This window comes from Uliginosibacterium aquaticum (assembly GCF_012972705.2).
In the GTDB taxonomy this organism is placed as follows: Bacteria; Pseudomonadota; Gammaproteobacteria; order Burkholderiales; family Rhodocyclaceae; genus Uliginosibacterium; species Uliginosibacterium aquaticum.
In genome coordinates this window covers 1-17,947 of sequence record NZ_JABCSC020000002.1, presented here as the reverse complement: position 1 = coordinate 17,947, position 17,947 = coordinate 1, and the positions used below count along the sequence as shown (strand labels likewise).

Here is a 17,947-nt window from a genome sequence, read left to right as displayed (position 1 = left end):
CAATACGCTGAGATCATATCAACAGCAGCGTGAGCATGCTATTTCAGAACGGGTGATCCACCATCAATTGATGGCGCATCAAGCCCCTTGCTGCGGGCTTGATCACTCTTTGATTTACCTTGCCTCAAATAACGCGTGCTAGTTCGTCATACCCTCAAGCGCAATCTTCTCCAGCAGCAAGGGCCTCAACTCTTCCAGCCAGGCCGCGAGGCGCGTATCGGTGAGCTGGCTCTGGGTGCGCTGATCAAGAATCAGGCCGAGAAATTTTCCATCTTCCACTGAAGCCGAATGCTCGAACACATAGCCTTCGGTGCTCCATTGGCCGACGATTTCGGCACCCCGCTTCTTGAATGCGTCATGCACGAGTCGCAGCGAACTCGCGAAACGCTCGGCATAGCGTTCCTGGGCGCCGAGCGCGAAGAAGGCGATCCGCTTGCCGGCGAGGCTAAGGTCCTCCGGCAGCTCGGCGAGAAACTCTTCCCAGCTCGATTCGAGGCAGCCCGCGCTGCGCCCGGGAATCTGCCCCACGCCATAGCTGGGTGTGCCAAGCAGCAAACAGTCGTACGCCAGCATCTGGGCAGGCGCTATCCGATTGACATTGAGCGGCTTGTCGGCGATCTCGTCGCCCAGCAGTTTGTGAAGTTTCTTGGCAATCAGGCGCGTCGTGCCGGTTTCGGTGCCGAAGAAAATGCCGATTCTGCTCATGATCCAGCCCCTTGCTGATTAGGTCGTGGCGCGCTGGGCGCCGCCGACCAGGATATTGAAAACCTCGCGCAGCAAGAGTAGCTCGCTCATCGCGGCGCCGCGCAGGGCACTGATGGCGCGCATGACACCGCCCTGCTCTGCGATCAGCTCCACCGGCGCTTCGAAGCCGGTAAAGCGCAGCACATGCACACGGATCAGCTGGCCCTCTTCCTGATACCAGGCATCGAAATCCTCCATGCGGGTGACTTCAGCCGGATTCAGACCGTAATGCACGATTGCAGCTTGGAGCACCGCCGCGCCTTGATGCTCAGGCGCGATCTGTGCGGGAGCCGCCGCCGGCGTTGCCGTGACTGGCAGTGCGGCCGGACCCAGCAGGCCATGCTCCCAGCGTGCGAACAGCAAGGCGGCGCTGTAGGAATCGAAATGCGCCAGGATCACGCGGTTGGTTTGCAGCAAGTCACTCATGGTGCTTCTCCTTGCGGTACTGCGTATCAGGTGGGCAAATCGGCGGTATGGCGCAGCAGATTCAGGCACTCGAGGCTGGCACACAGATCCACGGCACGCGCATCGTCAAAGTTCGTCACCATTGGATCGGCGCCAAGCTCGAGCAGCAGAGCCAGCATCGCGGGCTTGGCACTGGAGGCGCAGTACATCAGCGCGGTAGCACCGGTGTCGTTACGGCTATCGAGCTGCGCGCCGGCTTCGGCCAATGCGCGCACAGCCTCTTCGCTCGCCGCCACACAGGCCAGCCAGACAGCGGTGTTGCCATCGGCATTACGGCACTGCACGTCGGCACCCAGCGCGATCAGCTCGCGGAGCAAGGCCACCTCCCCGCGCCAGGCGGCATGCATCAGTGGCGTAAGCCCATGTTCGCGGGCTTCGTTGAGCTTCTCCGGTGTGAAGCCGCGGGCGCTGAGAAAATTGCGCAATGACGCGCTGAGCTCACCGGGCGGGCCTGCTGGTACGGGCGCTGCGGGCTGCGCCAGCGCCGCCGCCAGCGCATCGTGGCCGCCATCGACGCTATACACCTCGGTGTAGCGGAAATCCGCGAACATGCCGGCCCAGGTCTGGCTGGCATTGCCACGGAAGCAGTACAGCATGATCGGTGTGCTGCGCGGCAGGCCGGCCATGATCTGGCCAAAGCTGGCGTCACTGAGAAACTGGGCGCCGGCAATATGACCCGCGTCGAAGCTCATGCGATCACGTGTATCGAACAGTGCCAGGGTCGGTGGGCTGGCCTGGCGATGGCGCTGGATCAGCTCGGCAGCGCGCTGGGCGCTGATGCGCTGAAATCGGGGGGACATTTCCGGAGAGGCTTCTTCCGTGGTGCTCATGATGGGCTCTGCTGTGACGTTGGGGGCGGTTGAAACGGCCGTTTCCCTGTCGGCATAGGCGGCGAGTGTCTCGATGCGCTCGTCCAGCCGTGGCTTGCCGACAGTGAAGTGGTAGAGGGATTGGTAATGCGTGTCTTCAAGGCCCAGCATCTCGTGCACCGCATCGTCGAAATAGCAGCCGATTCCGGTGCCACGCAGGCCCATAGCCTCTGCTTCGAGATACAGCACCTGACCGAGCAGACCCGCCTGGCGGAAAAGCTCCCGGTAGCTTGCGGGGCTGGCTTCCAGCGCCGGGTCGAATTCGCACAGCATGCCCAGCGCGAAGCTGGCGTGGGCGGCGATGTCCTGATGGCAATGCAGGCTGCGCGCGAGGCGCTGCAAAGCGGGCGCCTCCATGGCCGCGATGAGTTGCAGATCCAGGCCGGGCGGCAGGCCTGCGACTGGACTCAGGGTGTAGTGCTGGTTCAGGCGCTGCTGCAGGGCATTGCCGGCCTTCCCCCGGGTGAGCAGATAGGCTCCGCAGGGCAAATCTTCAACTCGGTGCACGAAAAGCAGCAGATGCATTTCCCATACGGCTGGCAGCACATCCCAGGGGGCCGCCGGTTGCGCCATGAGGCGACTCATCAGGTGCATGAAGGCGGTGCGTGGCATGCGGAAAGCCGGATCGAAGTGCTGCGCGCTGCGCCGCCCAAGCACCACTTCGGCAAAGCCCGGGCCCTTCCCTGAGGCCGCATCTTCGTGCTCACCGCCCTGCCCGGGCGGCAAGGCCAGGCTGCTCTGGCGTGCCGTGGTGCACAGGGCTTCGCGGGTCAGCGCTGCCACTTCCGCGATCACCGGCCAGTGATACATCGGGTGGCGATCGATGCTGCTGGCCGTTCCCATCCAAACCGCTGAACTGCTGGCTGCACGCAGGGCACGAGCCGTGGGCACTGGGGCGGGTGAGTTATCCAAGCCGAGGCTGAGCAGTACTTCGGCTTCCTCCAGTTCGGTCGCCTGCGCACGGCGGGCGGGAAAGTCTGCCAGCCGATCGAGGCCCAGTACGCTGGCCAGCAGGTGATTATCGAGCTGAGGCTGTGCGGTGAGGCTCCAGCCCATGGCAGCGCAGGCATAGCGCAGTGCCGCCATGGCGTGGCCGGTATCGAGCTGGCAATAGCGGAAGGCGCGCTCACCGTATTTCCAGGCTTCCCGCCACATCACCGAGCTCAGTGCAATATGCAGACCGGGTGGCAGGGAGCCAGTCGAAAGATGGCGGGCGCGGCACTCCAGCGCATGCTGCTCGGGTTCGTAGTGATAGAGACCATTGGCGAGGCCCGGCACGTCGCAGGCGATCAGGTAGGCCTCCACCGGATGCAGGTTGCCACTGGAAGGATTGGCGCGCACCGCCCAGCGATCCGGGCCATAGCGCTTCCAGGCCGTGATGCCCAGCGCCAGATGCAGACAAGCCCCCAGGCTGGCCAGATCAAACGGTACATGCTGCGTCACGGGCGCTGCAAAGGGCCGCCGCAAGGCCTCGCCAAGCGCGCCCTGCTGCGTCGGCTCAGCGAGTGGCAAGGGAATGCTTCGGACGCCCTCGAAATGGCGGAAAGCAGCCGGCTGATCGTCCCAATCCAGCGTTTCCGGGCCGGCGGCATAACGCTCGAAGCGATGCTTGGTGCGGCGATGATAGGCCCGCACGAGATCCGCCACGCTGGGTGGCGGCAGGTCGGGCGGGAGTTCGGCGGGCGGCGTGTCCTGCATCTCAGGCGGTTGCGGGGGCTTCAAGTACAGCCACCGCCTTCACGGTGATGTTGTTCTTGGTGGCATCGGTGTAGGGGCAGACCTTCAGCGCCCGCTCGACCAGCGAATCGGCCGTCACCTGATCAATGCCGTGCAGGATGGTGGCGAAGGACAGCGAGAAGCGGTAGGCATCTTCGAAATTCTTGTACAGCGACACTTCTGCTTCGACCATGCAGCCCTTCACCGGCAGGCGGTCGGCACGGATGATGTGGCGCACCGAATTCTCGAAGCAGGCCGCATAGGCCGCAGCAAACAGCTGCTCGGGGTTGGCCCCCGGCTTCTTACCACCCATTTCGGCGGGTTGGGCCAGATCCACCTTGAGCAGGCCGTCTTCACTCTGCACGCGGCCATTGCGGCCACCCTGGCTGAATACACGGGTTTTGTAGACGAGATCCATGACAGCTCCTTGGAGGCAAACAGGGGGTTGGATAAACGCGGCTCGCAGCTCTCCTAGCAAGACTCGTACGCAAGGCCCCTCCTTGCAGTAAAACAGGCTGAGCCTGGGGTTTCGTTCAGGCACGCCCTGCTTGTCTGAAAGATATGTTCCAGGGCGCTCAGCCGAAAGTGACAAAAGTGACGCAGCAACACCCTGCGCATGCCGCCGCTATACGCCAAACCGGAATCACCGGCATGGCATCAAGCTTGCAAGTAGCAGCCTGATGAACTTCACACGGGGAGCAGAATCATGCTGGATACGCTTGTCGTTGGTGCCGGGCTCTGTGGGCTGAGCTTGGCCGGAAAACTGCAGTCTGCCGGGCATGACTATCTGCTGATCGATGCACGACAGCGCCTTGGCGGGCGTATCGAGAGCGTGCCTGAAACCGCCACGGCAGCCGCCGCCGATCTCGGCCCGACCTGGTTCTGGCCCGCCACCCAGCCGCGCATCACGCGCCTGGTCGCCGAGCTGGGGCTCTCCAGCTTCCCGCAGCATGACAGCGGCACCATCCTGCATCTCGCCAAGGGCGACGGCAGCCCCGAGCCGCTGCCACAGAGCAGTGTGCACATCCAGGCACGGCGCCTTGGCGGCGGTATGGGCACGCTGGTCCAGGCCCTGGCCCAGCGCCTGGCACCCGAGCGCGTGCGCCTCGGGCTGGAAGTGAAGAAGCTCCAGGCATACCCGGATCACATCGAGGCGGAGTGCTGGAACGGCACTGAAGCGCTGCGCATCACCGCCCGCCATGTGGTGCTGGCCCTGCCGCCACGCCTTGCAAGCACCCGCATCGCTTTCGCACCTGAGTTGGCCTCGGCCCTGCACACCACACTGCGCGCCACACCCACCTGGATGGCCGCGCAGTGCAAGGCCGTGGCCCGTTATCCGCTGCCGTTCTGGCGCAGCAGCGGGCTGGCCGGCAACGCCTTCGTGACCCACGCCCAGGCCGTGCTGGGCGAAGTCTTCGATGCCTGCGGCGAGAACGGCAGCCCTGCCGCGCTGGGCGGCATCTCGGCCCTCCCCCCAGCGGTACGCATCGCCGTCAGCCGGGTACATGAGCTGATGGTCTTCAGCCAGTTCGCCCAGCTCTTCGGCCCGGCCGCCGCCGAGGGAGAGCTGTTCATGCGCGACTGGGCTCAGGAGCCTTTTACCTGCTCGGCGCTGGATATCGCCGAGCCTGCCGCCCATCCCCAGGATGGCGTAGCGGAGCTAGCCGCGCCCCAGTGGGGCGACAAACTGATCTTTGGGGGCAGCGAAACCGCCGGGCAATCAGCCGGCTATCTCGAAGGTGCGCTGGATGCCGCCGCGCGTATCTGGCAGCAACTCTCGGCGCCCACCGCTCTGCGCCACTCCTCGCGTGCCGACCTGCGGGACAACCATCTCGGGCTTGAAAAATTTGCGCGCATGGTGGCCTTGTTGCGCGAGGAGTCGATCGACAAATATGTCTTCGGTTTCAAGCAGGCATTGATCCGGCAGCAACGTGAAGACATCACGCAACTGGTGCTGACCGAGGTGGTTGCGGGCACCTACAAACAGGCCCTGGAATACCTCCATACGCTGCCGCTCGAACTCGCCGAAGCCGTTGTTGAAAATGGCCGTGCAAGTCTCACGCCCGCCTTGCTGGCGCCATTCATGGGCTTCTCGACCGATCTGCTGAGCCAGGCCCAGACGCATAACGCCAGCTCCTGCGCCATCTCCGGTTTTCCCCTGGAACAGACGCTGAACCACGCTTATGTACAAGCGATTCGCCGAGATCTGGCAGCGCTGTGGCGCGAATTCGCGCTGGCGCTCAACGAGGACTTGTTGCAACGCATGGAAGCTGCCAGCCAGCCGATCTGAAATCAGGAACCGCAATACGCCAGAGGCCGCCTTCGGGCGGCCTTCTCATTTCTGCTGCGGCGCAGATCGGCCAAAGCTGACGCATGCCTGTCAGCCCTGTTCGCTTTGTCGTCGCGATTGCCTGTTTTGTCGCGCCTGCGCAATTCCGACAAAACCTCTCAAGTGTTTGATTTAAAGCAAATAAAAGGCGTGGCACGGAACTAGCTATGTGGGAATCACCCGCCCCAATGCCCGCGTCAAGAAGATCAAGGAGTCCGCCATGCAAGCTGCCGCCAGTTACATCAACATCGCCGACCTGAAGTCCAGTGGCAATGCCCTGGCGGCTCCCGCAGATCTGCCCGCCACCGGCGGTGGTTGTGGCACCCATGGCGGTGAAGGCAAAGCCAGTTGCGGCTCCTCCGGCGGCCCGGATGACATGCCGCAGGAAATCTGGGACAAGGTCAAAAACCATCCCTGCTACTCCGAAGAAGCTCACCACCATTACGCCCGCATGCATGTGGCGGTAGCGCCGGCCTGCAACATCCAGTGCAACTACTGCAACCGCAAGTACGACTGTTCCAACGAATCGCGTCCGGGCGTGGTGAGCCAGAAGCTGACCCCCGAACAGGCGGTGAAGAAGGTGCTGGCCGTCGCCAGCGAGATCCCGCAGATGACGGTGCTCGGCATCGCCGGCCCGGGTGATTCGCTCGCCAGCCCGAAGAAGACCTTTGAAACCTTCCGCATGCTTCAGGAGCAGGCGCCGGACATCAAGCTGTGCCTCTCCACCAACGGTCTGGCCCTGCCTGATCTGGTCGACGAGATCTGCAAATACAACATCGATCACGTGACCATCACCATCAACATGGTCGATCCCGAGATCGGCGCCAAGATCTATCCGTGGATTTTCTGGGACCACAAGCGCGTCACTGGCGTCGAGGCCGCCCGCATCCTGCACGAGCAGCAGATGAAAGGCCTCGAAATGCTCACCGCACGCGGCGTGCTCACCAAGATCAACTCGGTGCTGATCCCCGGCGTGAATGACGAGCACATGATCGAGGTGAACAAGGCAGTGAAGGCCCGTGGCGCTTTCCTGCACAACATCATGCCGCTGATCTCCGAGCCGGAACACGGCACCTACTTCGGCCTCAACGGCCAGCGCGGCCCGAGCGCCCAGGAGCTCAAGGCGGTGCAGGACGCCTGCATGGGTGGCGCCAACCTGATGCGTCACTGCCGTCAGTGCCGTGCGGATGCCGTCGGCCTGCTTGGCGAGGACCGCAGCGAAGAATTCACCCTCGACAAGATCGAGGAGATGGAAGTGGTGTATGACCTTGACCGTCGCCGCAGCTATCAGGACAAGGTCGAAACCGAACGCCAGGCCCAGCACGCCGCCAAGGTCGAAGCACTGGCGTCGCAAGGCGAGCTGGAAGTTGATGACAGCATCAAGGTGCTGGTGGCGGTGGCTACCAAGGGCGGCGGCCGTGTGAATGAGCACTTCGGTCACGTCACCGAATTCCAGGTCTTCGAAGTTTCCGCAGCGGAAGCGCTGTTCGTGGGCCACCGCCGGGTCGATCAGTACTGCCAGGGCGGCTTTGGTGAGGACGAGCAATTGCCCTCGGTGGTGCGCGCGATCAACGATTGCCACGCCGTGCTGGTGGCCAAGATCGGTGCCTGCCCGCGTGACGAACTCAAGGGCGCCGGTATCGAACCGGTGGATGCCTACGTCGATGAGTTCATCGAGAAGGCAGCTTTGTCCTGGTTCGCCGATTACAGGAAGCGCATCGCCAGCGGCGAGATCGAGCACCAGGCGCGGGGCGATGCCTCGATCCGCCAGGGTGCTTACACCGCCGCGGCCTGAGCCAGCACACCCTCCCTCCCCCTCGTCGCCCCCCGAAAAGGAGAGATTGCCATGTCACTCAAGATCATCGCCGAGTTGTGTACCGGTTGTTCGGCTTGCGAGCCGGAATGCCCCAACGAAGCCATCAGCGAGCTGAAAAACTATTTCATCATCGATCCGGATAAATGCACCGAGTGCGAAGGGGATTACGACACCCCGCAGTGCCTGGCGGTTTGCCCGGTCGATGAATGCATCCTGCCACTGGTAACCGCCTGAGGAAATCATGACCAACGTCACGCTCACCCCTGCAGCAAACAAGTTCATCTCGCGCATGGTGCGCTTCTCCGGTCAGCCTGAAGGCGCCGGCTTCCGCCTGCATGTTACGGAAGGCGGCTGCTCCGGCTTCAATGCCGAATTCAGCGTCGAAGCCGCACCGCAGGCGGGCGACTCGATCGTCGAAGTCGCTGGCGTGAAGATGTTCTTCACCTCGGCCTCGCGCCTCCTGCTGGAAGGCGTGACGATCGACTTCACGGATACGCCGACCAAAAGCGGGCTGAGCTTCATCAACCCGAACCAGGCGCCCTGCGCCTGCAGCAGCAGCGGCCCGAGCGATCACGCGCATGGCCACAGTCATGGCGCCTCGGCACCGGCGGTGGCTACCGTGTCCATCGCCTCGATCCGGCGCAGCTGAGTCAGGGAGACGAAATCATGTCCGGCACTCAGGTGAATCACGAACTGTCTGGCGACGACCTGGATTTCGGCGGGCTGGATGCCGCCGTACTGGGCGCCGGGCTGCCGGCGCAAGCCGAGTTCCTGATCGCCCAGGCCGGCATGATTCGCCATCAGGTGGCGGAAGCCCAGGCTTTGCTCGAAGGCGCCCATCAACTGGCACCGCAGCACCCGGCCACCCTGATCGCGTTGTATCGCTTCCACTTCTACGGCAACCGCCTCGCGGAGGCGCGCGCAATTGCCCTGCGGGCGCTGGACATGGCCAGCGCGGCGCTGGGTGTCGCACGCGAATGGAGCACGGTTCAGCCTGACCCGCGCTTCACAGCACTCGAAGCCTTGCCGCGCTTCTACCTCTTCAGCCTCAAGGGCCTTGCCTATCTCTCCCTGCGTCTGGGCGAGATCGAGGCTGGCCGCGCCATGGTCGCCAAGCTCGCCGAGCTCGATCCGCGCAACAAGGTGGGGCACGAAGTGCTGGCTGGCGTGATCGCCCGTATCGGCCGTGAAGATGCCGATTACGAGGATGAGGACGAACGCAGCGAGGTGATCGCATGATGATCAATGGCGAATGGCATACCGACGACCCGGACATCCCGGTGCTCGACTGGGAAGGTGGCGAACTCGATTGCGCAAGCTGTCCGGTAGCGGAATCCACCGCGCGCTGCGAGCGCGGCCACGCTTGCGTGCATGATCGTTACGCCAAACGCATCGACCGCTTCTTCAAGTGGAACCCGGGCCTTGGCAACGATTACCTCGACCATCCCTACTTCGAGGTGCGTGCGATTGCCTGCCGCCATGCCGATGTGTTCCGCCTGCAGCACCTGATCGGGGATGAGGATGAGACCGTTCGCCTGTCTGTGGCGGTGCGTCTGCCGCTGAACCAGGTGGTGCGCCTGCGCCACGATCCACACCGCGAGGTCCGCATCCGGGTGGCGATGCGCCTGGAAGGCGGCGAGCTCCTGGCCATGGCCGATGACGAGGACTACTACGTGCGCAAGCTCGTTGCCCGTCGCCTACCCAAGGCCCTGCTGCCGCGCATGCTGCGGGACTCCGAATGGGAGGTTCGGCTGGAAGCGGTCAAGCGCCTAGAAATGCCCGAGCTGCTGCGCCTGTGCGACGACCGCGAACTGGCGATCCGGCGCGAGGTGGTGCGGCGCTTGCCTGAGAGTTTCCTGGAGCGCATGGCTGGCGATCCGGCCTGGGAAGTGCGCTGGGAGCTGGCACAGCGCGCCGGTGTGGCACTGGCCCGCCGCCTCGCGCTCGATCACGAAGAAGAGGTGCGCCACGCAGCCTGTGCGCGCCTTGAGGAACTGGGCATTCACGAAGGAGCCTGCCATGGGTGATATCAGCCGCGACAGCGATACGGTGGAACTCACCGCACCGCCCGAATTCAGTTATGGCGAGCGCGTGGTTACGCGCTACACGATCCGTAATGACGGTACTTACTGCGGCAAGGACATCGGTGAAGTCCTTGCCAAGAAGGGCGATGTTGGCTTCGTGACGAGCATCGGCAACTTCCTGCAGCAGTACTACATCTACGCCGTCGAGTTCATCGAAACCGGCAATCGCGTTGGCATGCGCGGGCGCGAGCTGGTGTCGATCGACAAGCTGCCGGAGCACGTCATGGAAGCGCTCGGTGAAGAGAAGATCGCCCGCCTCAAGAATCTGCGCCCCGGCGTGGAGGCGGCCGATGAAGAGAACCTTTCTGTAGAAGGAGCGCGCGATCATGTTCGAGCTGCGTGAAGCGAAATTCCAGTGGGGCCAGCGTGTCACTGCGCAGGTCGAGATCTTCAATGATGGTTCCTACCCCGAGGTGGAAGCCGAGGCGCTGCTGGTCGGCCTCGGCACCGAAGGCGAGATCGTTCAGATCGGCCATCACGAAGAGGCCAATATCCCGGTCTACATGGTTGAGTTCAGCGGCCACACGCCGGGCAATCGCCCCTGCGTGATCGGGGTGCTTGAAGAGGAGATCGCGCCTCTGTGAGGCGCGAGTCAGGCACATGGCCGTGGCCCGCTTGCCCAGCCTCCTCAAGCCGGCGAATCCACTCGTCAGCGAACGGGAGCTCACGCGCCGGCGCATCGCCCGTGCGCTGGGTGAGCGCAAGCGCTACCGCTATGTGAAACCAGCCGTCACCACCACCGAGGAAGGCTGGCTGATCACCAGCCCCTGTTGCTCGCGCAATGTGGATCCGGACGGGGGCGTGATCGATATCGCCCGCCTCAGCCGGCATGAGGGTGAATGGAGCCTGCTGGCGCGGGATGCAAGCCGCAGTGGCTGGCTCATCCACGCCACTGCCAGCCGGCTCGAGGCATTGCTGAAGATCCTGTGTGAAGACGAGGAAAGGGTGTTCTGGCCATGATTTATCTCGACAACAACGCCACCACCCGCCCGCTCCCCGAAGTCGTGGACGCCATGACCGCCGCGCTGGCCTGCTGGGGCAACCCCTCCTCCAAGCACGCCCTCGGCGAAGAGGCCAAGCGCCTCCTCGCCGGCGCCCGCGCCCAGGTGGCCGCACTGGTCGATGCCCAGCCGGTGGAGCTGATCTTCACCAGCGGCGCCAGCGAATCCAATCACCATGCACTGCTCGGCGCACTGCGCCGCCCGGGTGCGCCGCAACGCGTGATTCTCTCGGCCATCGAGCACTCGGGCTACCTGAAGTCCGCCCTGCAACTGCGCCAGCAGGGCGTGGAGGTGGTGTTGCTGGATGTGGATGGCGCCGGCCGGATCCGCCCCGAATCCCTCCAGCATGCGCTGCATGAAGATGCTGCGCTGGTTTCGGTGATGGCCGCCAACAACGAAACCGGTGTGCTTCAGCCGGTAGAAACCCTGGCCGAGCTGGCACGCGGTCGCGGCGTGCCGGTGCATGTGGATGCCACCCAGATGGTGGGCAAGCTGCCCCTGAGTTTCTCGCGCTGGCATGTGGATCTGGTGTCTTTCTCGGCGCACAAGTTTCATGGCCCCAAGGGCGTGGGCGCCCTGCTGATCCGCAAAGGCCTCAGCTGGCCGGTGCTGCTGGGGGGCCAGCAGGAGCGGGCTCGCCGGGGTGGCACTGAAAACCTGCCAGGTATCGCCGGCTTTGCAGCGGCCGCGCGCCACGCCATGGCCAGCCAGGTGGCCGAAGCTGCTCGCCTCGCCAGCCTGCGCGAAGGCCTTGAATCGGTGCTGGCAAGGATTCCCGGCTGCGTGATCCATGGCCGCGCCGCACGCCGCCTGCCTAACACCACCAGCCTCAGCATCGCCGGCCTGTCTGCCGAGAAGATCCTCGGCGAACTCGCCCGTGCCGGCATCTGCGCATCCTCCGGCGCCGCCTGCTCCTCCGGCGGCTCGGACCCCTCGCATGTGCTGCTGGCGATGGGCGTTGAGCCCGCACTGGCGCTCGGTGCGGTGCGCCTTTCGCTGGGCAGCGATACCGATGCCCACCAGCTTTCACGCCTTGCCGAAGTACTGCAGAGCATGTGCCATTCACAGCCCATGCCGGAAGCCGCCCTCGGCTAACACACTCACCACGGGAGCACGCCACCATGAAAGTCATGATCCGCAAGAACGCCAAGGGCGAACTCTCCCTCTACGTCCCCAAGAAGGACCTCGAAGAGCCCATCGTGTCGATGGAACGTCCGGAAATGTGGGGCGGCATGGTCACCCTCGGCAATGGCTGGGAAATGGCCCTGCCCGAGATGGCTGCAGACACCCGCCTGCCGATCACGGTGGAGGCCAAGCGCCTGTCGGGAGAAGCATGATGGCCATCACTGCCGAACAACTCACCCAGGTCGCCCGCCTCACCCTCGCCGCCGAAAGCCTCGGCGCCGCCGTGAGTGCGGTGCGCACCACGCTACCGGGCCTGCGCGTTTCATCGGTCGATGCCATGGACATGAAGCATGAAGAGCCCGCGCTGAACATCGGCGAGCGTGCCCTGTTCCTGATGGAAAGCGATGGCCACTGCTGGTCGGTAACGCGCGATCCGGCGCTCGCAGCCGGCATCGTCCTCACCCAGAAAATGTAAGCCCGAGGAGTCTGAGCATGGACAGCGACTGGATCCCCCTCTCGGTAGCCGACACCGCCGAGCGCGAAACGCAGCTGGTGCAGCACGCTCTGCTCTCGGGCCATCTGTCCAGTGGCAGCATGGTTGAAGCCTTCGAATCAGTGTTTGCCGATTTTCACGAGCGCAAGTATGCGGTGGCGGTCTCCAGCGGCATGGCGGGCGCCTGGATGGCGCTGCGGGCACTGGGGATCGGGCCAGGCGACGAAGTCATTGCCAGCGCCTACAGCTGGCATCACCTTGCGCACGCAATTGCCCACGTCGGCGCTACCCCGGTGCTGGCGGATATCGACTACTGGTCTGGCTGCCTATCGCCCACCAAGGCTGCCGAAAAGATCGGCCCGAAAACCCGCGCCATCCTGGTCAACAACTGCAACGGGCATCCGGCGGCGTGGAACGAATTCCGCGCCCTGGCCGATCAGCACGGTCTGAGCCTGATCGAGGACTCCTCCGAGGCCATCGCCTCGCGCTATTACGACGACATGGTCGGCAGCTTCGGCGACATTTCGATCTTCGATCTCTCACAACCGCTGGCGATCTCCTGCGGCGAAGGCGGCATGGTGCTCACCGACGATGCCCGCCTGGCTTCCGAGCTGCGCTATTTGCGCTCGCACTCGCTGGCCGACCGGATGTCCGTCTCGGTGGGCAGCCGCGTGCCGCTGCAGGCCTGCCTGAGCGATATCGCGGCTGCCGTCGGCATCGCCCAGCTCGAGCGCATCTACGAGATTCTGGCGCGCCGCAAGCAGGTCGAAACCCTCTACCACCAGATCATGCAGACCTTCGAAGGCATCAAGCCGCCCTACATCGCTGAGGGCGTCACCGAAGTGCACTGGATGCTCTATGTGGTGCACCTGGGCAAGCGCTTCACGGCCAGCGCGCGTACCCAGCTCATCGAGGATCTGGACGACGAGGCGGTGGAAGTGGCCGCCTACAGCCGGCCCCTGCACCAGCAGTTCCATTACGCCAGCTACGGCTACGCCAAGGGCCAGCTTTCCAACACCGAGCGCATTGCCGATCGTTCCCTGGCCCTGCCCTTTCACAGCTTCCTGAACGAGGACGAAATCCGTTTCGTCGTCGGCACCCTCAAGGATGCTGCCACCAACGTCGGCGCTGGCGTGCCGATCTATTGAGATCCGCCCTTCCATTCTCCCAAGGACACAGCCATGACGCTCCCTACCGAACTCGAAGCCAGCCTGCGTGCCGGCACCCTGATTCCCTACCTTGGGCCAGACGTGCTCTCGCTCGCACCGGACTACGCCGTGCCCAACACCCCGGAAGCCCTGGTGGCGCTCCTCACTGCCAAGGTTTCGGTGCCGCACAAGATCCGCACCCGGCTCACCCAGTCCGCCCAGTTCATCGAAAACTTCAAGCATCGCAAGACCCTGATCGACCAGATGAACGCCGCCTTTCTTGCCGAACCGGTGCCCTCACCCTTTCATCACTGGCTCGCCGCTCAGGGCTTCCCGCTGATCGTCGACACCTGGTATGACGAAGCCATGGCCCGCGCACTGCAGGACAAGGGGGTGAAATGGGGCGAAGTCCAGGGCCTGTCGCAGTCCGAACACTTCGGCACCTGGACCGGCTGGTACGACGGCAACGGCAATGCCGTACCCGAACGCGCGCCGGAATGGAAAACCCTGCTCTACAAGCCCATCGGCAGCAGCAACCCGGCGGCCAACTACCTCGTCTCCGATACCGATTACGTTGAAGTACTCACCGAGATCGATATCCAGACCCCGATCCCGGCCGAAATCCAGGGGCTGCGCACAGGCAAGAATTTCCTCTTCGTTGGCTGCCGTTTCAACGATCAGCTCACCCGCAGCTTCGCGCGCCAGATCATGAAGCGCTCCTCGGGTCAGCACTGGGCCGTGATGCCCGAAGAGCTCACCCGCATGGAGAAACTCTTCATCGCCGAGCAGAACATCACCCGTATTCCGCTTCCCCTTGCCGAGTTCGTCGCCCAACTCACGGCGAGCACGGCTGAACTTCAAGCAGCCTAAACCCTCAAGGAGCCCTGTCATGCCCGTTCTGACCCTCATGCCCTCCGGCAAGACCGCCGAAGTCCCCTCCGGCACCGTCCTGCTCTCCACCATCCTTGCCAGCGGTGAAAAGCTCGGCTGTACCTGTGGTGGCACTGGCGGCTGCGAAGCCAGCCACGTCTTCGTGCTCGAAGGGCGCAAGAGCCTCTCCAAGGCAGAGCGCCCCGAGCACGCCACCCTCGATGGCCTGGTCGGTGTCAGCTCCAAATCGCGTCTGGCCTGTCAGGCCAAGATGGGCGAAGAGGATGTAACGATCGAAATTCTCAGCTTCATGTGAAACGTATCCGGGAAGCTACTGCGCGACTCCATCCTGTGCTGCTCGACGCATGTGCGTCTGCGCTTCCCGGAAGCGTTCCGCCCCGCTGAAAACAAAAATACCAACCCCGACAGAGAGAACCCATCATGAGCTACGACGCCATCAAGGCCGATCGCCAACTGTGCACTGGCTACCGCAAAGGCGGCCAGGCTGCCAAGTGCAACGGCCAGCTGTATCGCTGTACCGCCTGCTCCACCATCGGCTGCCGCCAGACTTATGTTGAAGGCTGTTCCGAACAGGCCTTTGATGTGAACTGGAAGTGCACGAAATGCGGCGCCCTCAGCCAGAAGGAAGGCCCGCTGAATTTCGTCAATCGCATCGGTGCCTGAAGGGTTTGAAGGCCTGGCCTCATGCTTGCGCAAGGCCGGCCCTTGAACTCGATCAGAAGCGCTTTCAGCCGGCAGAGCCCGCACGTCAAAAAGGTATTACCGTCTGAAGCCGCAACGGCGGTCAAGTCTCGGCAGGATCACCTCACACCCGGAACCCGGATCATGAACGCCCCCGCCAATGCCCTCTTCAATGCCGCTACCCTCGCCAACATCGAAGAGGCCGGCAGCTCTGTGCTGATCCTGGCCGAAGGGCTGGAGAAGGAGGAGCTGCTTCACTCGCGCATCACCCGCGTCGAAGCCACGCGCCTGCTGCAGGTGCTGGCGGAATGCCTCGCGCAACTGCCCCCCGAACTGCATGAGGCCATGCCGGAGCTGGCCTGGGATGGCTGGCGCAGCACCGCCCGCCAATTGCAACAAACCGGCCAGCCTTGCGACGAAGCGCTGTGGTTTGCCGTGCTCTCGCTGGTCCCGGCCACCCTGATGTGGCTGCGTACCTATCGCCACAACCAGCCGGAGCTGTTCAGCTTCGCCGCCTGATCTTTCGGAGCCCACCGATGTCCCGCACCTGCCGCATCCGTCTCGCCAGCCTGCCTCCCCCTGCCGAGCTGCAGGGCGGCTTGAAAGCACTTGGCTACAAGCTGGATCTCGAAGGCCTGGACCTAGCCAGTGCCAGCGGCTTCCAGGGCTGCGTGCTCGATGGCGAAGATGCCGGCTTCTCGGTGAGCCAGGAAGGCGATGGCCTGAGCCTGCGCTGGTCAGGCGATCCGCGCGAGCACTGCGCCGCCTTGATGGTCGCCGCTGCCCTGCAAAACCTCAGTGAAGCCGAAATCAGCCTCGGCGCCGGCGCGCCACTCGACGCAGTGACACTCCAGAGCCGCGTGCGCGAGTTGCTGGACGAGATGTAAAGCGCACATGAACGTCCGCCAACTGCTCGCCCTGCTGCAGACCTATCCGCCGGAAGCCAGCGTGCTGCTCGAAGGCGACGCCGGCTACTCGCCCCTCGGCGGCCTCAGTCTGCAAGCCAACGAAGGCGGCCTGCCCGATGAAGTGATCCTGCATCCAGACATGACGCCGGATTGAAAAAATAGCCGCTATCGACCGCTGCTGCCGGTCGAAATATCCGGAAACAGACGTTCAGGCTTAGGGCGGGTTAGGCGCTGCTGTAACCCGCGCGAAATAGGTGTGTCCTGTCTGTCCGGAAGGTTTGTCCGCGCGGGTCAATTGACCTGCCCTGCCTGGCTAGTACGTGAGGATCGGTCTTGGCCGTAAGGTCTAACGTAGAGCTAACCGGTGTGCCTCCGGTTGACTGACACGTTAGGCAGCACGTATTGCCTGGGACTGCAGGATTGAAGGAATAGCTGGGTAGAGCTGATCATTACAACTGCGCTACGGCCAGTTTGACCAACTCTGCTGCTTGGAGTACCTCGCTGGAAGACTTGAATCGAACCTCAATCCAAGGCGAAGTGACCGAGCGAGTGGGATGATGAAACGAGCCCGGCGGGTGCGCCAGACCGAGCGAGGCGATGACCTTGCGAGTCAGGCGCAAGTCCAACTCATTGTCGTTGTGGAAGTGCCCGAACTCTTTGCTACGGAAGAACAGCGCGGTGCCTCCAGCGACAGGCGATGGCTCCGCCGTGACACCTTCGATGGAGGCGAGCAATGTAAGCAACTGCTGTTTGGGGGTGACCATGACGATCTTGTACCGGTTCTCGAAGCGAAGGTGCAAGGCGTGCGCGATGTGTGCGGCCTGACGTTTGACATGAGGGGCTGCCGGAGCCGCAGGCGGAGGGAACCCAAAGCGTAGCTTTGGGCTGTCCCTATTGAGCGAATTGTTAGGCGGATGGGTGAAGAAACCGGCATTTCACGCCCAACGAATGCGCCGCACAGCGAAGGCAACCACTTAGAAATAATCGCGGCTCGCCTGGACGCGCCACCGGTGAAACAACGTGCGGCGCACACAGCCCACACGGCACTGACCGCAAATTATCACAGGCCAAGTGACACGAGCGATCAAGCAAGATTTTTCGCCAACAAAATGCCGGGCGGTATAAGCGTTTGCAAAAAAAAACAGCAATCAAGACGCCTCGTATCACCGGATTTTGTTCTCTTCCCTGATTGGGATCGAAATTTTTCGGAGATTCTTCTGCTTTGAGCGCTTGTTGCCGATTAAAAATCCGTTGATATCTGCAAACTCGATGTGGCCTGTAATGTTTCCGATCACGAAGCCATTGACTATAAGTTTTGCATTTAAATCAACATGGATGTTCCCAATGATAAAGCCATCAACAGTGAGAGTTGAAGCAGGCGCAATTGCGATGTTTCCAATGTGAAACCCACTAATGCGTTGTGTTGTATTAATGACTTTGTTGCCAATGTAAAATCCCATTGCTGTCTCCTTGTGAGTTCGCCTAACGTGGAAGTAAGCGGACGCCGTAGCGCGAAGCGCGGAGGGAACCACAAGCGCAGCTTCAAACCGTCCCTCTCGACGGACTAAAAAGGGACTTCCCACAGTCGCCGGAGGCGTAAGCCTCGCCGGCATCAAAGTGCCAAGATTGGGGTTGCGAAACTCAATCTGAATGGCGAAAGGGGAAGTCCATATGAAT

The 17,947-nt window shown here is 62.9% G+C and carries 25 protein-coding genes; 19 read left to right on the top strand and 6 right to left on the bottom strand.

The window, feature by feature from the left end; genetic code table 11:
* Positions 1–138: 138 nt before the first annotated feature.
* The 4 genes from HJ583_RS07515 to HJ583_RS07495 are packed head-to-tail and all read right to left on the bottom strand — an operon-like array spanning position 139 to position 4,212.
* Positions 139–705, bottom strand: a complete 567-nt coding sequence (locus tag HJ583_RS07515; protein ID WP_170021378.1) for a flavodoxin — start codon at positions 703–705, stop codon at positions 139–141.
* 18 nt (positions 706–723) lie between these two features.
* Positions 724–1,170, bottom strand: a complete 447-nt coding sequence (locus tag HJ583_RS07510; RefSeq protein WP_170021377.1) for a hypothetical protein — start codon at positions 1,168–1,170, stop codon at positions 724–726.
* Between the two features lie 26 nt (positions 1,171–1,196).
* Complete coding sequence (locus HJ583_RS18945; protein ID WP_217423345.1) at positions 1,197–3,800, bottom strand: SagB family peptide dehydrogenase; 2,604 nt, start codon at positions 3,798–3,800, stop codon at positions 1,197–1,199.
* On the bottom strand, positions 3,778–4,212 hold the full coding sequence (locus tag HJ583_RS07495) for an Ohr family peroxiredoxin (protein WP_101943611.1): 435 nt from the start codon (positions 4,210–4,212) through the stop codon (positions 3,778–3,780). The genes HJ583_RS18945 and HJ583_RS07495 overlap by 23 nt, the downstream gene beginning before the upstream one ends.
* Before the next feature lie 288 nt (positions 4,213–4,500).
* Here HJ583_RS07495 and HJ583_RS07490 point away from each other — a divergent pair, with 288 nt between their 5' ends.
* The 19 genes from HJ583_RS07490 (at position 4,501) to HJ583_RS07400 (ending at position 16,424) form a co-directional block, all read left to right on the top strand.
* Positions 4,501–6,084 carry a flavin monoamine oxidase family protein gene (locus tag HJ583_RS07490; RefSeq protein ID WP_170021376.1) on the top strand — a complete coding sequence of 528 codons (1,584 nt, stop codon included), beginning with the start codon at positions 4,501–4,503 and terminating at the stop codon, positions 6,082–6,084.
* Positions 6,085–6,292: 208 nt separating this feature from the next.
* Positions 6,293–7,918 carry a nitrogenase cofactor biosynthesis protein NifB gene (gene nifB / locus HJ583_RS07485; RefSeq protein ID WP_254048267.1) on the top strand — a complete coding sequence of 542 codons (1,626 nt, stop codon included), beginning with the start codon at positions 6,293–6,295 and terminating at the stop codon, positions 7,916–7,918.
* Between the two features lie 51 nt (positions 7,919–7,969).
* Complete coding sequence (locus tag HJ583_RS07480; protein ID WP_101943608.1) at positions 7,970–8,173, top strand: 4Fe-4S binding protein; 204 nt, start codon at positions 7,970–7,972, stop codon at positions 8,171–8,173.
* A 7-nt stretch (positions 8,174–8,180) separates the two neighbouring features.
* Positions 8,181–8,588: a HesB/IscA family protein gene (locus HJ583_RS07475; protein ID WP_101943606.1), complete on the top strand. Its 408-nt coding sequence runs from the start codon at positions 8,181–8,183 to the stop codon at positions 8,586–8,588.
* Positions 8,589–8,605: 17 nt separating this feature from the next.
* Positions 8,606–9,178, top strand: coding sequence for a tetratricopeptide repeat protein (locus tag HJ583_RS07470; RefSeq protein WP_170021375.1), 573 nt, complete (start codon positions 8,606–8,608; stop codon positions 9,176–9,178).
* Positions 9,175–9,966: a 4Fe4S-binding leucine-rich repeat protein gene (locus HJ583_RS07465; protein ID WP_217423344.1), complete on the top strand. Its 792-nt coding sequence runs from the start codon at positions 9,175–9,177 to the stop codon at positions 9,964–9,966. The genes HJ583_RS07470 and HJ583_RS07465 overlap by 4 nt, the downstream gene beginning before the upstream one ends.
* Positions 9,959–10,366 carry a nitrogen fixation protein NifZ gene (locus tag HJ583_RS07460; RefSeq protein ID WP_101943604.1) on the top strand — a complete coding sequence of 136 codons (408 nt, stop codon included), beginning with the start codon at positions 9,959–9,961 and terminating at the stop codon, positions 10,364–10,366. Before HJ583_RS07465 ends, HJ583_RS07460 begins: the two co-directional genes overlap by 8 nt.
* The gene (locus HJ583_RS07455) at positions 10,350–10,607 is read left to right on the top strand and encodes a nitrogen fixation protein NifZ (RefSeq protein WP_101943602.1); all 258 of its coding nucleotides are present in this window, start codon (positions 10,350–10,352) and stop codon (positions 10,605–10,607) included. Before HJ583_RS07460 ends, HJ583_RS07455 begins: the two co-directional genes overlap by 17 nt.
* Before the next feature lie 16 nt (positions 10,608–10,623).
* Entirely contained in the window at positions 10,624–10,983 is a 360-nt protein-coding gene (locus tag HJ583_RS07450) for a DUF3024 domain-containing protein (protein ID WP_170021374.1), read from the top strand.
* Entirely contained in the window at positions 10,980–12,119 is a 1,140-nt protein-coding gene (locus HJ583_RS07445; protein ID WP_170021373.1) for a cysteine desulfurase family protein, read from the top strand. Before HJ583_RS07450 ends, HJ583_RS07445 begins: the two co-directional genes overlap by 4 nt.
* A gap of 26 nt (positions 12,120–12,145) precedes the next feature.
* Complete coding sequence (nifT, locus tag HJ583_RS07440) at positions 12,146–12,361, top strand: putative nitrogen fixation protein NifT (protein ID WP_101943597.1); 216 nt, start codon at positions 12,146–12,148, stop codon at positions 12,359–12,361.
* On the top strand, positions 12,358–12,624 hold the full coding sequence (locus HJ583_RS07435) for a hypothetical protein (RefSeq protein ID WP_216821767.1): 267 nt from the start codon (positions 12,358–12,360) through the stop codon (positions 12,622–12,624). The genes nifT and HJ583_RS07435 overlap by 4 nt, the downstream gene beginning before the upstream one ends.
* Positions 12,625–12,641: 17 nt before the next feature.
* On the top strand, positions 12,642–13,790 hold the full coding sequence (locus tag HJ583_RS07430; RefSeq protein WP_170021372.1) for a DegT/DnrJ/EryC1/StrS family aminotransferase: 1,149 nt from the start codon (positions 12,642–12,644) through the stop codon (positions 13,788–13,790).
* A gap of 33 nt (positions 13,791–13,823) precedes the next feature.
* On the top strand, positions 13,824–14,660 hold the full coding sequence (locus HJ583_RS07425; protein WP_170021371.1) for an SIR2 family NAD-dependent protein deacylase: 837 nt from the start codon (positions 13,824–13,826) through the stop codon (positions 14,658–14,660).
* A 19-nt stretch (positions 14,661–14,679) separates the two neighbouring features.
* Positions 14,680–14,976 carry a 2Fe-2S iron-sulfur cluster-binding protein gene (locus HJ583_RS07420; protein ID WP_101943590.1) on the top strand — a complete coding sequence of 99 codons (297 nt, stop codon included), beginning with the start codon at positions 14,680–14,682 and terminating at the stop codon, positions 14,974–14,976.
* Positions 14,977–15,101: 125 nt separating this feature from the next.
* Positions 15,102–15,344: a hypothetical protein gene (locus tag HJ583_RS07415; RefSeq protein ID WP_170021370.1), complete on the top strand. Its 243-nt coding sequence runs from the start codon at positions 15,102–15,104 to the stop codon at positions 15,342–15,344.
* 162 nt (positions 15,345–15,506) lie between these two features.
* Complete coding sequence (locus HJ583_RS07410) at positions 15,507–15,881, top strand: hypothetical protein (protein WP_170021369.1); 375 nt, start codon at positions 15,507–15,509, stop codon at positions 15,879–15,881.
* A 17-nt stretch (positions 15,882–15,898) separates the two neighbouring features.
* Positions 15,899–16,249, top strand: a complete 351-nt coding sequence (locus tag HJ583_RS07405) for a hypothetical protein (RefSeq protein WP_170021368.1) — start codon at positions 15,899–15,901, stop codon at positions 16,247–16,249.
* 7 nt (positions 16,250–16,256) lie between these two features.
* A complete protein-coding gene (locus tag HJ583_RS07400; protein WP_170021367.1) occupies positions 16,257–16,424 on the top strand; it encodes a hypothetical protein in 168 nt (55 codons plus the stop codon).
* 295 nt (positions 16,425–16,719) lie between these two features.
* On the opposite strand, the gene HJ583_RS07395 is transcribed toward HJ583_RS07400, so the two are convergent.
* Both HJ583_RS07395 and HJ583_RS18940 read right to left on the bottom strand, forming a co-directional pair.
* Complete coding sequence (locus HJ583_RS07395) at positions 16,720–17,034, bottom strand: luciferase domain-containing protein (protein ID WP_170021366.1); 315 nt, start codon at positions 17,032–17,034, stop codon at positions 16,720–16,722.
* A gap of 399 nt (positions 17,035–17,433) precedes the next feature.
* On the bottom strand, positions 17,434–17,947 hold a 514-nt coding region (locus tag HJ583_RS18940; RefSeq protein ID WP_217423343.1), incomplete at its 5' end, for a bactofilin family protein.